The following is a 15,375-nucleotide window of genomic DNA, read 5'->3' on the forward strand; positions in this document are numbered from 1 at the left end:
GAGGACCACCGTGCCGAGAGGTGTCACCGGGCGGCGGCCCCGTACCCGCGCGGCGCTGCTGAGGGCGGCCCTGGAGACCTTCGCCGAGCACGGCTTCCACGCGACGACGATCGAGCAGATCTGTGAGCGCGCCGGGTACACGCGGGGCGCGTACTACTCGAACTTCGCGAGCAAGGAAGAGCTCTTCCTCGCGCTCTTCGAGGAGCACGGCGAGCGGACCGTGCGGAGGCTCGCCGAGGCGATCGACGGGCTGACCCCCGGGGAGCACACGCTGACCAGGATCGCGGAGCTCGCCGCGCGCGTGGAGCCGGACGAGCGGGACTGGTACCTGGTCACGACCGAGTTCACCCTGCACGCCATCCGGGACCCGCAGGCCGCGTGGGTGCTCGCCCGGTACGACGAGCGGCTGCGGGCGGAGATCGCCCGTGGGCTCACGCTGGTGCTGCGCAGGGCGGGGCGGGAGCTGACGGTGGAGCCGGACAGGTTCGCCCGGCTCCTCATCGCTCTGCGCGAGGGCGGGCTCGCGCAGAGCTATGTGGAGCCGGTGGCGCTGCCGCCCGGCAGCCTGGAACTCCAGTTCCTCGGCCCGCTCCTGGAGGTGTCGACCAGGGAGGTGCCGGGGGCGGGACCGGCGGATCGGCCGAAGGGGCCGGGGCCCGACGCGGTGCTCTGATCCCGGAGGGGACGCGCCCCGGAACCTACCGTTCCCCCACTTCCGGGCTCATCCGAGCGCCGAGCCGGCTGACGCACGGCCGAGCGGCCCCCGCCCGAGCCCGACGCCTTCCCCGGGCCCGGGGATGCCCCCCAGGGCGGGGCCAGGGCCCAGTGATGTCCCCCAGGGCGGGCCGACGTCTTCCGGAGGGGGCGACCCTTCCGGTCACCCCACCGCCCCGCCCCTGTTGCGCGGCCCCCCGCTTCGCGGAAGGTTACGGACGGGGGACCACGGCAGGAGCAGGAGGAGGCAGGCCATGGGCATCGCCACCGTGAACCCCGCGACCGGCGAGACGCTGCGCACCTACGAGGCCCACGGGCCCGAGGAGGTCGAGCGCCGGATCGCCGCCGCCCACGCCGCGTACCGCCAGTACCGCACCACCTCCTTCGCCGACCGCGCCCGGCTGCTCCGCGCCGCCGCCACCCTCCTCGACGAGGACAACGAGGACATCGCCCGCACCATGACCCTGGAGATGGGCAAGCCGATCGCCGCCTCCCGTGCCGAGGCCGCCAAGTGCGCCAAGGCGATGCGCTGGTACGCGCGGCACGCCGAGGAACTCCTCGCCGACGAGCACCCCGACGAGGGCGACGTCCAGGACTCCGGCGCGGACGTGGCTCGTGTCCACTACCGTCCCCTGGGCCCGATTCTCGCCGTCATGCCGTGGAACTTCCCGCTCTGGCAGGTCGTCCGCTTCGCCGCGCCCGCGCTCATGGCGGGCAACACCGGCCTCCTCAAACACGCCTCCAACGTGCCGAGGACCGCGCTCTACCTCGGGGACCTGTTCCGCCGCGCCGGATATCCCGAAGGCTGCTTCCAGGCCCTGCTCATCGGCTCCCGCGAGGTCGAGGCCGTGCTGCGGGACCCCCGGGTCGCCGCCGCCACGCTCACCGGCAGCGAGGCCGCCGGACGCGCGGTCGCGGCCGTCGCGGGCGACGAGGTGAAGAAGACCGTCCTGGAACTCGGCGGCAGCGACCCGTTCGTCGTCATGCCCTCCGCCGACGTCGTCGGCGCCGTGAAGACCGCCGTCACCGCGCGGGTCCAGAACAACGGCCAGTCCTGCATCGCCGCCAAGCGGTTCATCGTCCACCAGGACGTGTACGACGACTTCTCCGAACGTTTCACCGCCGCCATGAACGCCCTCACCGTCGGCGACCCCTTCGACGAGTCCACCGACGTCGGACCCCTCGCCACCGAGCGGGGACGGAGCGACCTGGAAGCGCTCGTCGACGACGCGGTACGGCGGGGCGCCACCGTCCTGTGCGGCGGGCACCGCCCCGAGGAGCCGGAGCTGCGCAACGGCTGGTACTACCGGCCCACCGTGCTCGCCGGGATCACCCCGGAGATGCGCATCCACCAGGAGGAGGCCTTCGGGCCGGTCGCCACGGTCTACCCGGTGCGTGACGCCGAGGAGGCCCTCGCCGTCGCCAACGACTCCCCGTTCGGGCTGAGTTCCAGCGTCTGGACCCGTTCCCCTGAGGACGTCGCGCTCTTCGTCCGTGACCTGGAGGCCGGAGGCGTCTTCGTCAACGGCATGACCGCCTCGCACCCCGCGCTGCCCTTCGGCGGGATCAAACGCTCCGGATACGGCCGTGAGCTCTCCGGCCACGGCATCAGGGAGTTCTGCAACGTGACCACGGTCTGGCAGCGCGCCTGACGGGCCTCCCGCCTCCGGCGGCGCGCCCGCCGACCGGGCGGGCCGCGACCGGGCGACCGGGCGGGCCCGCACCCGCCGACCGGGCAGGCCCTCGCCCAGCGAAGGGCGGGGCTCTCCCGCACAGCGCGCCCGTAATGGGAGGACCCGCCCTCACCCCCGCGTCCACTCCAGCAACCGTTCCACCGTCCAGGTGTTGACCACCCGGTCCTCCGGCACCCCGCACTCCTCGGCCCTCGCGCAGCCCAGGATCTGCCACGCCAGCTGGCCCGGCGCGTGCGCGTCCGTGTCCACGGCGACGTACGCGCCCGCCGCCACCGCGAGCCGCAGCAGCCGGCGCGGCGGATCCAGCCGCTCCGGACGGCTGTTGATCTCCACGGCCGTCCCCGACTCGGCACACGCGGCGAACACCCGCCCGGCGTCGAACTCCGACTCGGGCCGCAGCTTTCCCCCCGCCACCAGACGCCCCGTGCAGTGCCCGAGGACGTCGAGGCGCGGATCGCGCACCGCCCGCTCCAGACGGCGGGTCATCGGCCCCGCCGCCATCCGCAGCTTCGAATGGACCGAACCGACCACCAGATCGAGCCGGTCCAGCAGTTCGGGTTCCTGGTCGAGCGAACCGTCCTCCAGGATGTCCACCTCGATCCCGGTCAGCAGCCGGAACGGCGCCCACTCCTCGTTCAGCCCCGCCACCACGTCCAGCTGCTCCCGCAGCCGCTCCGGCGACAGACCGCGCGCCACCGTCAGCCGGGGCGAATGGTCCGTGAGCACGGCCCACTCGTGCCCGAGATCCGCCGCCGCCCGCCCCATGTCCTCGATCGACGCCCCGCCGTCCGACCAGTCCGAGTGCAGATGGCAGTCGCCGCGCAGCGCCGCCCGCAGGGTCTCGCCCCCGCCAGGGGGAGCGGCGGTGGTCCCCAAGGACTCCTCCAACTCGGCTTCGAGGCGCGCCAGATACTCCGGCACGTGTCCGTCGAGGGCCTCGCGGACCACCGTCGCCGTCTTCGGCCCGAGCCCCTTGACCGCCTCCAGGGTCCCCGCCGCCGCCCGCCGCTCCGCCTCGCCCGGCGGGAGCGCGTCGAGCACGGCGGCGGCGGTCCGAAAGGCCCGCGCCCGGTACGTCGGGGCCTGGGCGCGCTCCAGCAGGAACGCGATGCGCCGCAGCGCCGTCACCGGATCCACCGTCCACCTCCTCAGCCACCGCCCGCGAGGACGCCTCGCGGCCACCGTCCCGGGCCCGCTTCCCGGCCGCCACCGGCGCGGACGACTCCCCGCCGCCACCGGCGAGGCCGCGCCACGAACCGCCGTCGACGACGCTCCCCGGACCGCCGTCCCCCAGGGGGACGCCTCTCAGCCACCGCCTTCCCCGCCTTCCGCGCGCACACTGCCCGGCACGGGTACCGGCACCTCGATCGGGCCGATCTCGCACCACACCGCCTTGCCCTCGCCGCGCGGTTCCACTCCCCACCGCGAGGCCACGGCGTCGAGCAGCAGCAGGCCACGCCCCGAGGTCGCCGCCTCGCCGGGCGTACGCCGACGGGGCCACGCGCTCGACCGGTCCTGCACCGAGAGCCGCACCCGCCGCACCGGCTCGGGCAGCACCTCCAGGGTCAGCACCGCGCCGCCCTCGGTGTGGAGCAGCACGTTGACGAGGAGTTCACCGGTCAACAGCTCGGCGTCGTCGGAGAGTTCCGGCATGCCCCAGTCCCGCAGGGCCTGCCCCACGGCCGCCCGCGCGTCGGACAGGCCCTGGGGATCGGCCTGGTGGATGTACTGGTGGATGCGGGGCGCCCGGTGCGTGCCCGGGTCGGGGCTCCGCCGCAGCACCAGGAGGGCCACGTCGTCGCCCGAACCCCAGCGCTCCCACAGCTGCTCGGACAGGTGGTCGGCGAGCGCCTCCGCCTGCGGAGGGCCGCTGCTCACCGCCTCCGACAGGGCGGCGATACCGGTGTCGATGTCCGCGCCGGGCTGCTCGACGAGCCCGTCCGTGCACAGGACGAGCGTCTCCCCGGGCACCAGGTCCAGCCGGGTCTCGGGGAACTCCTCGTCGCCGAACACGGTGGCGAGGCCCAGCGGAAGCCCGCCCCGCAGCTTGGGCTGTCCGACCCGGCCGTCGGTGTGCCGGATCAGCGGCCCGAGGTGCCCGGCCCGTACCGCGCGCAGGGTGCCCCCGGCCAGGTCCACCTGCGCGTACGTACAGGTGGCGAAGCGGTTGGTGTCGAGGTCGGCGAGGAACCGCGAGGCGCGCGCCAGGACCGTGGACGGGGCGTGGCCCTCGCCCGCGTACGCGCGCAGGGCGATCCGCAGCTGCCCCATGATGGCGGCGGCGTGGGTGTCGTGGCCCTGGACGTCGCCGACCACGATCCCGATCCGGCCGCGCGGCAGCGCGATCACGTCGTACCAGTCGCCGCCGACCTGCCGCCCGCTCCACGCCGCGTGGTAGCGCACCGCGATCTCGCCCCCGGAGATCTCCGGGATGCGGCGCGGCAGCATGGTCTCCTGGAGGCCCGTCGCCAGCTCCCGCTCCTCGTCGAAGAGGATGGCCCGCTGGAGGGACTGGGCGACGATCGCCGCGAGACCGAGCGCGAGGTTGCGCTCGTCGGGGTTGAAGGACGTGCGGTTCCGGTAGAAGAGGGCCATTCCGCCGAGGGACCGGGCCTGTGCCACCAGCGGCAGGTAGCAGGCGGACCGGAACTCCAGCCGTTCCAGGTACGGGGCCAGCTCGGGGAAGTCCAGTCCGAGCGAGGGGAACGACGACACGAACCGGGGCCGTCCGCTCAGCACCGCCTCCGCCAGCGGCATCCCCCGGTCGAGGCGGCGGAAGCGCAGTTCGTCGAGGACGTCGAGGGAACCGCCGCTGAGCGCGATGATGTCCAGCGCGCCGTTCTCGACGAGCCCCAGCGCGAGACCGTCCGCGCCGAGCCGGGCCAGCCCGCCGGGGCCGGTGAGGGCGGCTGTCACGTCGTCCACCGTCACCGCCCGCGACAGCGCGTTCGTCGTCCGCTCGACGATGCTGGTCTGGAGCTCGCGCTGCTTCTCCAGCTCCCGCACGAACGCGAACCGCGTGACCTCGGCGGTCGTGTCCCGCACGACACCGACGATCCGCCGGGCCCGCCCGTCCGGAGAGCGCAGGATGCGCGCCTGGACGTGCGTCCAATGGGGTGAGCCGTCGCTCTGCGGGATGGGGAAGTGCGCGGTGTACGAGACCTCCCCGCCGGTCACGGCCACCCGGATGATCTCTTCGAGCCGGATGCGTTCGGCGGGGGTCAGCCGGGCGAGGAGCGACACCGGGCGCCCGTCGAAGGCGTACGGGTCCACCCCGAAGACCAGCAGCCCGGACTCGTCGACGTCGATGGTGCGCCGGTCGAGATCCCAGTCGAAGCTGCCGGTCCGGTTCATGGCGAGCCATTCGGCGGGCTCGATCACGCCCCTGCGCGTGCGCCGGTCTTCCTCGGTCATCCCCCCCATTGTCGAACCCGGGCCCCGCAGACGCCATGGCGACGGCCCGGCGTGGCGCGAGTTCGCCGCGCGGACGTCAGCGGTCGTGGTCCGCCCCGGATCCGTTCGGGCCCCGCCCCCTCGTCCGTCTACGGGCTCGGCGCCCCCGGGCGGTCCGCGGTGGTGCCGTCGGGATTCCGGCCGAACGCGGCCTCCAGGACGGCGGGCAGTTCCGCCTCGGCGACCGTGGCGCGCACCTCCGCGAGCACCCGGGGAAACTCCTCGTCGTCGATGATGCCCAGGTGCTCCTGGCGGAGCCGGTGGACGATCGCGACGAGATCGGGTCTCAGTCCCATCCAGGCACGGGAGGTGCGGATCTCCTCGTCGACCTGACGCATGAACCAGCGTACGACCTCGTAGGGGACGTCCGTGTGCTCCGCGTGCTGGTTGAAGCACACCGTCGGCTCCCGCGCCGGATCTTCGTCGGGGACGATCGCGGTCATCAGGTTCCGCTGCCCGGAGACGAGGTCCAGTTCCAGGTACCAGGCGTCATCGGGCACGGAGTACATGACGGTGATCGCGAAGTCGCGGTCGGGGTGTCGCAGGGCCATCGGCGCATGGTGCCACGCCGGACAGAGGAGCCGCCTCCCCTTATCGATGCGGCTCGATGCGGCCAGGTGCGGCCCGGTGTGACCCGTGGGCGGCGCCCCCTTTGCCGGCGTCGGAGGCGTGCCCGGTCGGCCCGGAGGACGCGCGGACCACGGACACCGTCCGGAGAGGAGTCGGCCCGGCCGGACCCCGCTCGTCCTCCCTGCCGTTGCGGCGCCGCCCGCGAGGCAGAATGGCCCGGTGCAGCCGTCCTACCGTGTCCTCGGTCCCAGCCAGGTCCTCCGTGCCGACGGCCGGACGGAGACGCCCCTGAAGGGGGCCAGGCTCCGGGCGCTGCTCGCCGCGCTGGCCGCGACGGGCGGCCGGGCGGTCGCCGTCCGTGCCCTCGGCGCCCAGGTGTGGGCCGACGACGACCCCGCCGACGCCTCCGGGCAGGACCGCACGGCGGCGCTCCAGGCCCTCGTCGGACGGCTGCGCCGGGCTCTCGGCCGGGACGCCGTCCTCTCCACGCCCGGCGGCTACCGGCTCGCGGCCGAACCGGACGACATCGACCTGTACCGCTTCGAACGGCTGGCCTCCGAGGGGGCCGGGGCCCTCACCGCCGGGCACCCGGAGCGGGCCGCCGACCTGCTCGACGAGGCCCTCGGGCTGTGGCGCGGGCCCGCCCTCGCCGACCTCCCGGGCCGGGACACCGACCCCCTGGTCGTACGGGTCGAGCAACGGCACCGCCAGGCGCGGCGCGACCGGCTCGCCGCCGAGGTCGTCCTCGGCCGGTCCGCCGGGGCCCTCGCGTCCCTGGCCGCCCTCGCCGCCGGACAGCCGTTCGACGAACCCCTCCAGGCCCTGCGGATGAGAGCCCTGCGCGCCGCGGGACATCCGGCGGAGGCCCTGGCGGCGTACGAACGGGTCCGCGCCGACCTCGCGGAGCGCCTCGGCACCGACCCGGGGCCCGAACTGCGCGCCCTGCACGCGGAACTCCTGGCCGCCGGGACCCCCGGGTCCGCCGCCTCCCCGCCGACGGCCCCCGGTGCCCCGCCCCGGCGGACCCTGCCCGCCCCGCTGACCTCGTTCGTCGGACGCGACGACGAACACGCGGAGCTGGCCGCCGGGTGGGACGGCCCCCGGCTCGTCACCCTCACCGGTCCCGGCGGGGTGGGCAAGACCAGACTCGCCCTGGCGGCGGCCGGGACGTACGCGGGACCGGCGCACCTGGCCGAACTCGCCTCCGTACGGGAGGAGTCCGGTGTCGCCGCCGCCGTCCTCGCCGCGCTCGGCGGGCACGAGACCGTGCTCTGGCACGGCCGGGCCGTTCCCGGGACCGGGCGGAGGGAACCGTACGCCGATCTGGTGGAGCGGTGTGCGGGGCGGCGGATACTGCTCGTCCTCGACAACTGCGAGCACGTGGTGGGCGCCGTCGCACCCCTCGTCCACGCCCTGCTGGCGCACTGCCCCGGGGTGACCGTCCTCGCCACGAGCCGGGAGCCGTTGGGCGTGCCGGGCGAGGTGGTACGGCCGCTGGGGCCGCTGCCGCCGGACGCGGCGCTGCGGCTGCTGGAGGAGCGGGGCGCGGCGGCGCGGCCGGGCTTCTCGGTGGAGGAGGACCGGGCCGCCGCCGAGGAGGTGTGCCGACGGCTCGACGGACTGCCGCTCGCCCTCGAACTGGCCGCGGCGCGGCTGCGGGTGCTGTCGCTGGGGCAGATCGCCGAACGGCTGGACGACCGGTTCCGCCTGCTGACCTCGGGGGCGCGCACGGCACTGCCGAGGCAGCGGACGCTGCGGGCGGTGGTGGACTGGTCGTGGGACCTCCTGGACGCGCCCGAGCGCGCGGTGCTGCGACGCCTCGCGGTGTTCACGGGCGGCGCGGACCTGACGGCAGCGGAAGCGGTGTGCGGGGGCGGTCCTCCGGAGGCGTCCGACGCACCGGCCGTGTACGACGCACCGGCCGTGTACGAGGCACCCGAGGCCTCCGGCGTACCGGCGGCGCCCGGGCCGCTCGACCACCCTGACCTGCCGACCGGTCATGAGCCGCCCGAGCCTCCCGGCGCCCCGGCGGGGTCCGGTGTGCTGGACGTCCTCGCCGCGCTGGTCGACAAGTCGCTGGTGGTCGCGGGACCGGCCCGTGACGGCGGCGGGATGCGGTACTCCCTCCTGGAGACGATCGCCGAGTACGCGCGCGAACGGCTGGCCGAGTCGGGCGAGCGCGCGGCGGTGGAGCGCGGGCACCTGACCCACTACCGGGAACTGGCCCGACGTGCCGAACCCGCGCTGCGCGGCCCGGAACAGTTCGCCGCCATCGAGCTGCTGGAGCGCGAGCACGGCAATCTGCGGGGCGCCCTGCGGACCGCCGTCGCCCTCGGCGACGAGCAGGAGGTGCTCTGCCTGGTCCACTCGCTCAGCTGGTTCTGGCAACTGCGCAACCACCGTACGGACGCCAGGACATGGGCGGTCGAGGCGGGGCGGCTCGGCCCCGACCCCTTCGCGGAGCCCGTCCGGCCCGCCGGCCCGTTCGACGGGCGCTGTGTGGACGTGCCCCCGCCCTGGTCGGGGGAGCGCCTGCGGGAGGCCCGGCGCGGCGGACACCTGTACGCCCTCGCGACCCGGGGCGGCGGGGGCACCACCGCCCTCGATGGCCCCGGGGCCCGCGACCGCCTCGCCGCGCTCGTCACCGCGTACCGCCCGGGGCTTCCGCAGACCTGCCGCCAGCCCGGCACCATGTGGTACTCGGCCCGGCTCATGACCGGCGAGTTCACCGGTCTCGACGAGACCCTCGCGGCCGTCGTCCGGGACTGCCGCGAGCACGCCCCCGGCTGGGACCTGGCCTTCGCCCTCCTGGCCCGTGCCCGACTCGGCGGCCACGGTCCCGACGCGGCCGAGGCGCTCACCCTCTTCGAGGCGGCGGGCGACTCCTGGGGCGTCGCGGAGTCCCTCGCCGCCCGGGGCGAGGCCCACGAGCGCGCCGGCCGGCCGGCCGAGGCCGCCGCCGACTTCGCGCGCGCCGCGGACGCCGCCGCCCGTGTCGGCGCGCGGTCCCAGGTCCCCGTCTTCACCGCCAGGCTCGCCGCCGTACGCCTCCGGCTCCGCCCGGACGGCGACCCGGCGGCCGAACGCCTCCTCGCGGAGGCCGCCGAAGCGGCGGGGGAGTGGGGTGCCGAAGCGGCGGGCTCCGCCCGGCTGCTCCTCGCCCAGCACTACGGAAGCACCGGCCGCACCGCTCTCGCCAGAACTCAACTGACCTGTCTGGAAGAGGAGTTCGGAGAGGTGACCCCGGCGCTCTTCTGGGGCCTCGTCGGCGGGACGTGGGCCTGGCTGGACTGTACGGACGGGGCGTACGGCCGTGCTCTGGGGCGGCTCGCCCGCGCGGTCCGGGACATGGAGACCCTCGCCCACCGGGTCGCCCCCGATCTGCTCGTCGCCCCGTGCGCGACAGCCGCGTGGGCCCTGGCCGGGCGCGGCGGCCCCGGCGACGCGGAGACCGGGGCGCGGCTCCTCGGCGCGTACGACGCCCACGCCGGATCCGGGCGGGACGGCGGCTTCCGGCCCTTCACACGTGACACCGAGGCACGGATCAGGGCCCGCGCCGAGGAACGGCTCCGGGACGCGCTGACCCCGGAGGCGTACGAGCGCGGCCGGGAGCGGGGCGCGGCACTCACGCTCAGGGCCGCGGCCCGGCTCGTCCGGGGCGCGGGAGGCGGTTCCCGGCTGGAGGACAGCGCGCCCTGACAGGGACGGTCGCCTCGACCTGATCCGCCGCTGCGGCCCGGGCGATAGCGTCGGCGGCTGCCCCCGCCTCGGGCGGGGCCCGGCGGGGCGGAACCCCTGCCCCCTGACGTGCCCGGTCGGCCCGCTGCCCGGGCCGGACGGTCCCTCGCCCTCCCGGGCCCGTCCGGCTCCCGCTCATCCGGCCGAAAGCCGTTCCCGGGCCTCCGCCAGGTCCTCGGGGGTGGGCGCGTCGTCCTGGGTGAGCCTGCGGCGCCAGTATCCGGCGAAGTGGACCGAACGCCGCTCGACGCCCCGCTCCTCCACCAGATGCCGACGCATCGCCCGTACGGCCGAGGCCTCGCCCGCGAGCCAGGCGTACGGGCGGCCGTCCGGCCACGGGTCGGCCCGCAGGGCGTCCACCGGCGATGCGGCGGCGGACAGCGGGCGCACGGTCAGATCGGCGGCCGTCGGCAGGGGCTGCTCCTCGGCCGGGTCCGGGAGGTGGAGGTAGGCGACGGCCCGGCGGCCGGGCGGAAGAGCGGCCACGACCGTGGCGAGCGCGGGCAGGGCGCAGGCGTCGGCGTAGAGGAGGGTCCAGTCGCCCGCGGCGGTGTCGACCGGCACCGCGAAGGCCGCGGAGGGCCCGAACATGCCCAGCACGTCCCCGGGCCGCGCGGCCCGCGCCCAGCGGGTGGCGGGCCCCTCGTCCCCTGCCTTCTCCTCCGCTCCTGCCTCCTCCTCGGCCCCCACCTTCTTCGCGGCCCCTGTCCTCTCCTCGGCTCCTGCCCTCCCCTCGGCTTCCGCTCCCTCCTCGGCGGCTTCCCCGTGCAGGAAGAAGTCGACGTCGACCGTCCCGGCGGCCGGATCGTGGGCCCGGAGGGTGTAGCTCCGCATCCAGGGGCGCCGGTGTTCGGGGAGCGCCGCGTAGGCCGCGTACCAGCGCATGACGTCCCCGTCCCGCCCGGCCTCGGGCAGGACGGGCACGGACTGGCCGGGCCGGGGGAAGAACAGCTTCACCTGCTGGTCGGGCCCCGCGAGCGCGAACCCGGCGAGATCGGGGCCGCCGAGGGTGATCCGTCGCATACGGGGGGTGAGGGACCGGACGGCGGTCACGTGGAGCCGCCGGAGGGGGAGGGATTCGGGCACGGATGCTCCTCGGGAAGTGCGCGTCGGGACGAAGGGCGAATCGGGCGGACCGGGGCGCGCCTCGGCCACGTGCCCCACTGTCCCCGGCCCTGTCGACACGGCACCGACACGCCGCCGACAGGGGGGACGGCCCGGCGGTGGCAGGGGGACGGCCCGGCGCGGGCGCGGTTTCCGCCCCCGCGCCGGACGGACGGCCGTACGGGCCGGGCCCGGACCGGTCCCGGATGCGCCGCGCGGGACCGGACACCAGAATGGCGAGTGCCGGAAGAACTCGTAGGAGGCGGCATGAACGCTGAGCCCGACAAGACGTCCCCGGGGGAGCACCCGACGCCCGACCGGCTGCTGCACGCCGGGTCGGAGGGCGAATTCACGGCGGAGGACCTGGTCCTCGCCTCCGGGCGGGACGTGAATCCGAAGAACCTGGCCTGGGCGGAGCAACGGATGGCGGAGAAGGGGCGCGCCTCCATGGACGAGCTCCTGCCCTGAGGTGGCGGGAGGCCCACCAGCACCTGGAGGAATCCGGCATCACCCGGAGGACCCGGCATCACCCGGCGGCTCCGGTACCTCCCCCGTGGTCCCCGACCGCCGGGGAGGTACCGGCCCGGCGGTCCCCGGTGCCGCCCTCTCCCGGAGGCCCCGGCGCGGCACGACCGCGCCGAGGCCTCCGGGCCGTCCGGGACCGTCCCGAGGCTTCCGCATTTGTGGAACACGTTCTACCGTGGCCGCCGTCGCGCGTCGCACCGCACGGAGGACGCCGCAGGACCGCGCCCCGGGAGGCCCTCATGCACCTCGAATACACCCCCGCCCAGAACGGCCTGCGCGCCGAACTGCGGGCCTACTTCGCCGAGCTGGTCCCGGAGGACGTCCACACCCGGTACGCGGACCCGGCCGCGCAGAAGCGCTTCTACCGCGAGACCGTGCGACGGCTCGGCACGGACGGCTGGCTCGGGGTGGGCTGGCCGACCGAGTACGGCGGGCGCGGACTGACCCCGATGGAGCAGTTCATCTTCTTCGACGAGGCGGCCCAGGCGGGCGTACCACTGCCGCTGATGGCGCTGAACACGGTCGGCCCCACGATCATGCGGTTCGGCACCGACGAGCAGAAGGCGTACTTCCTGCCGCGCGTCCTCTCGGGCGAGATCGACTTCGCGATCGGATACAGCGAACCGGACGCGGGAACCGACCTGGCCGCCCTGAAGACCCGCGCGGTCCGGGAGGGCGACACGACGACCGGCACGTACACCGTGAACGGCCAGAAGATCTGGACCACGAACGGCGACACCGCCGACTGGGTCTGGCTCGCCGTCCGCACCGACCCGGACGCCCCGCCGCACAAGGGCATCACGATGCTGCTCGTGCCGACCGGCGACCCCGGCTACTCCTGCACGATCATCAATACCCTCGCCTCCCACGACACCACCGCGAGCTATTACGACGACGTGAAGGTCTCCGCCTCGCACCGGGTCGGCGAGGAGAACAAGGGCTGGCGGCTCATCACCAACCAGCTCAACCACGAACGCGTCACCCTCGCCGCGCACGGCACGATGGCGATCCGCGCGCTCCACGACGTCCAGCGCTGGGCCGCCGGGACCCTCCTCACCGACGGACGGCGGGTCATCGACCTTCCGTGGGTCCGCCGCACCCTGGCCCGCACCCATGCCCGCCTCGACGCGATGAAACTCCTCAACTGGCAGATGGTGAGCGCCGTCCAGGACGGCACGCTCACCCCCCAGGATGCCTCGGCGGTCAAGGTCTACGGCTCCGAGGCGCGCCGCGACGCGTACGCGGCCCTGATGGAGGTCGTGGCGGCGGCGGGCGCCCTCAAGGAGGGCTCGGCGGGCACGGTCCTCCACGGCGAGCTGGAACGCGGCTACCGCTCCGCGGTCATCTTCACCTTCGGCGGCGGCAACAACGAGATCCAGCGCGAGATCATCTCCTGGATCGGCCTCGGAATGCCGAGGGTCCGCCGCTGAAGCGACCGGACGGGTCTTCGCGGTCGGAACGGACGCGGGACGACCGGCACCGGACGGGATCCCGCCGGGGGCGCGGCTCGCCCGGCGCGCCCGGTCGCCACCCGGTCGGGCCGGGGCGTTCTTCCAGGGTGCTGACTCGTGGGACTCCAGGGTCGGGACGGGTTCTCCGCGCTCTACGATGCGGCGACGCCTGATGAACGAGGATCGACCGAGGGGGAGATCGTTGTGACTGGCCACGTGAGGGTACGCCGGGTTCTGATGGTCAACGCGGCTCTGGCCGGGGTGGTCTGGCTGGTCTGGGCCCTGGTGTGGGGTGCGGAATACTTCGACGTCCTCGCGGAGAACTGGCGCGTGGCGGTGACGATGGTCTTCGGCTCCCTGGTGGGCGGCGGGACCAGCGAGGGCGGGGGCGCGATCGCCTTCCCGGTGATGACCAAGGTCCTGGTCGTCCCGCCGGACCAGGCCAGGATCTTCACCTTCGCCATCCAGTCGATCGGCATGTCGGCCGCGTCGCTGTCGATCCTGCTGTGCCGGATCCCCGTCGAGAAGAAGGTCATCCTGTACGGCTCGGTCTCCGGGGTGGTGGGAGTCGTGCTGAGCGCCACGCTGATCGCCCCGAACGTGCCGCTCCCGGTCGTACGGGCGCTGTTCACCATGCTCCTCGTGGCGCTGGCCCTGGCCCTCGCGGTGCAGCTGAAGCAGCGCGGCTACCGGCGCAACGCGAGGATCCCGGCCTGGAACCCCCGCGAGAGGGGCGTGGTCCTGGGAGCGGGTTTCTCGGGCGGGCTGCTCAGCGGTGTGGCGGGCGTGGGCGAGAACTGCGTGATGTTCCTGCTGCTGGTGCTGCTCTTCCGGGTCTCCGAGAAGGTCGCCACCCCGACCACCGTGATCATGATGACGGTGGTGTCCGTCGCCGCCTTCCTCACCCATGTCCTGGTGCTCCGCGACTTCACCGGACCGGTCGTCGGGTACTGGACGGCGGCGGCTCCGGTGGTGGCGGTGGGCGCTCCGCTCGGGGCGTGGATCTGCACCCGGCTGTCGCCGCTCACCATCAGGGCCGTTCTCTTCGTCCTGATCGCGGCCGAACTGATCAGCACCGTACTGCTGGTCCCGTTCACCCCGTTCATGGTCGTGGCCAGCGTCGTCCTGCTGGTGTTGTTCACCGCCGGGTGCGTGGCCCTGGTCCGGTCCGAGCGGTACGCGGCCCCGTCGCCGGAGTCCGAACAGGAGCTGACTCCGGCGGGGGTGTGAGCCCGGAGAGGACGCCCGTGGGCACCCGGTCGGATCGACCGGGTGCCCACGGCGGTCGATCCGGCCTTCAGCCGGGCAGGGGCCGAACGCCTCGTGCGACCCGTACGGTCCGGGACGGCGCTGGACGGCTCGTGACCGCTCCGGACACGGCTTGTCGGCCGGGGCGCGGATCGCGCTCAGCCGGTGCGCAGGACCGCGTGCATCGCCCCGGCTTCGAAGGCGTGCGGGTTGTTGTGGTTGTTGTGTGACGCCAGGTGCGCCGTGAGTGCCTCGCGCGCGGCGGCGATGTCGCTCTTGCTCGCCAGCTTGTCCACGACGAGACAGGCCAGTGCCGAGGTCTCCCTGAGGCGTGACGGATCGGCGTCGAGACCGGCCCGGACCAGCGCCGCGTGGCGATCGCCCTTGAACAGTTCGCGGAACGCGTCGTCGGTCGCGAGCAGCTGGAGCAGCCGGTCGGCGACCTCGGGCGGGATCCGCAGCTTGGTGTCGGACACGGTCGGTGGCATGGTGTCTCCCCCTGACGAGTCGTCACATGAGGTCAGTTGAGGCGCAGTACCGCGTGTGTCGCCCCGGCCTCCAGGGCGTGCGGATTGCTGTACGCCGCGTCGGCCAGGAGGTGCGCGCGCAGTTCCTCGCGAGCACCGGCGATGACGTCCTTGTCGGCCAGCCGCTCCACGGTCAGGCATCTGAACGACGAAGCCGCGCGCAGCTGTTCTTCGGACAGGGCGCAACCGGCCTCGGCCAGGGCCGCGTGGCGGTTCTCCGCGAACAGCCGACGGAAGCGGTCGTCGGTGCTCAGCAGATCGAGCAGACGATCGACGACATCGGCCGGAAGACGCAGCTTCTCGTTCCCCAGTACTTGAGTCCGCATGATAAAAACCATAGCCGACCATCGT

12 protein-coding genes are annotated in these 15,375 nt (G+C 74.5%); 6 read left to right on the forward strand and 6 right to left on the reverse strand.

All coding sequences use genetic code 11. The features are described from left to right. The first annotated feature begins 10 nt into the window (after positions 1 to 10). Both ACIRQY_RS19970 and ACIRQY_RS19975 read left to right on the forward strand, forming a co-directional pair. Positions 11 to 673, forward strand: coding sequence for a TetR/AcrR family transcriptional regulator (locus tag ACIRQY_RS19970; protein ID WP_403927404.1), 663 nt, complete (start codon positions 11 to 13; stop codon positions 671 to 673). Positions 674 to 968: 295 nt separating this feature from the next. Beyond that, positions 969 to 2,366 (forward strand): NADP-dependent succinic semialdehyde dehydrogenase, encoded by a 1,398-nt coding sequence (locus tag ACIRQY_RS19975; protein WP_403927407.1) that lies wholly within the window; start codon positions 969 to 971, stop codon positions 2,364 to 2,366. Positions 2,367 to 2,516: 150 nt separating this feature from the next. Here ACIRQY_RS19975 and ACIRQY_RS19980 read toward each other — a convergent pair whose 3' ends face one another. The 3 genes from ACIRQY_RS19980 to ACIRQY_RS19990 form a co-directional block, all read right to left on the reverse strand. Next, positions 2,517 to 3,545 (reverse strand): PHP domain-containing protein, encoded by a 1,029-nt coding sequence (locus ACIRQY_RS19980; RefSeq protein ID WP_403927411.1) that lies wholly within the window; start codon positions 3,543 to 3,545, stop codon positions 2,517 to 2,519. A 168-nt stretch (positions 3,546 to 3,713) separates the two neighbouring features. Further along, on the reverse strand, positions 3,714 to 5,822 hold the full coding sequence (locus ACIRQY_RS19985; RefSeq protein WP_403927413.1) for a SpoIIE family protein phosphatase: 2,109 nt from the start codon (positions 5,820 to 5,822) through the stop codon (positions 3,714 to 3,716). A gap of 128 nt (positions 5,823 to 5,950) precedes the next feature. Further along, positions 5,951 to 6,412, reverse strand: coding sequence for a hypothetical protein (locus ACIRQY_RS19990; protein WP_351790327.1), 462 nt, complete (start codon positions 6,410 to 6,412; stop codon positions 5,951 to 5,953). A gap of 238 nt (positions 6,413 to 6,650) precedes the next feature. Between ACIRQY_RS19990 and ACIRQY_RS19995 the strand changes: the two genes are divergently transcribed. Next, positions 6,651 to 10,130, forward strand: coding sequence for an ATP-binding protein (locus ACIRQY_RS19995; RefSeq protein WP_403927417.1), 3,480 nt, complete (start codon positions 6,651 to 6,653; stop codon positions 10,128 to 10,130). 174 nt (positions 10,131 to 10,304) lie between these two features. On the opposite strand, the gene ACIRQY_RS20000 is transcribed toward ACIRQY_RS19995, so the two are convergent. Continuing rightward, entirely contained in the window at positions 10,305 to 11,255 is a 951-nt protein-coding gene (locus ACIRQY_RS20000; protein ID WP_403927420.1) for a siderophore-interacting protein, read from the reverse strand. Positions 11,256 to 11,540: 285 nt separating this feature from the next. Between ACIRQY_RS20000 and ACIRQY_RS20005 the strand changes: the two genes are divergently transcribed. From ACIRQY_RS20005 to ACIRQY_RS20015, 3 genes are all read left to right on the forward strand, one after another. Next, entirely contained in the window at positions 11,541 to 11,741 is a 201-nt protein-coding gene (locus tag ACIRQY_RS20005) for a hypothetical protein (protein WP_351790335.1), read from the forward strand. A gap of 296 nt (positions 11,742 to 12,037) precedes the next feature. Next, entirely contained in the window at positions 12,038 to 13,228 is a 1,191-nt protein-coding gene (locus ACIRQY_RS20010) for an acyl-CoA dehydrogenase family protein (protein WP_403927423.1), read from the forward strand. Between the two features lie 258 nt (positions 13,229 to 13,486). Further along, positions 13,487 to 14,479, forward strand: coding sequence for a TSUP family transporter (locus ACIRQY_RS20015; RefSeq protein ID WP_403927426.1), 993 nt, complete (start codon positions 13,487 to 13,489; stop codon positions 14,477 to 14,479). Between the two features lie 176 nt (positions 14,480 to 14,655). On the opposite strand, the gene ACIRQY_RS20020 is transcribed toward ACIRQY_RS20015, so the two are convergent. After that, positions 14,656 to 14,985, reverse strand: a complete 330-nt coding sequence (locus tag ACIRQY_RS20020; RefSeq protein WP_403927428.1) for an NHLP-related RiPP peptide — start codon at positions 14,983 to 14,985, stop codon at positions 14,656 to 14,658. Positions 14,986 to 15,017: 32 nt separating this feature from the next. Next, positions 15,018 to 15,350 (reverse strand): NHLP-related RiPP peptide, encoded by a 333-nt coding sequence (locus tag ACIRQY_RS20025; RefSeq protein ID WP_351790345.1) that lies wholly within the window; start codon positions 15,348 to 15,350, stop codon positions 15,018 to 15,020. Between the last annotated feature and the right edge of the window lie 25 nt (positions 15,351 to 15,375).

It is taken from the genome of Streptomyces sp. NPDC101490, assembly GCF_044767145.1.
Lineage (GTDB): Bacteria > Actinomycetota > Actinomycetes > Streptomycetales > Streptomycetaceae > Streptomyces.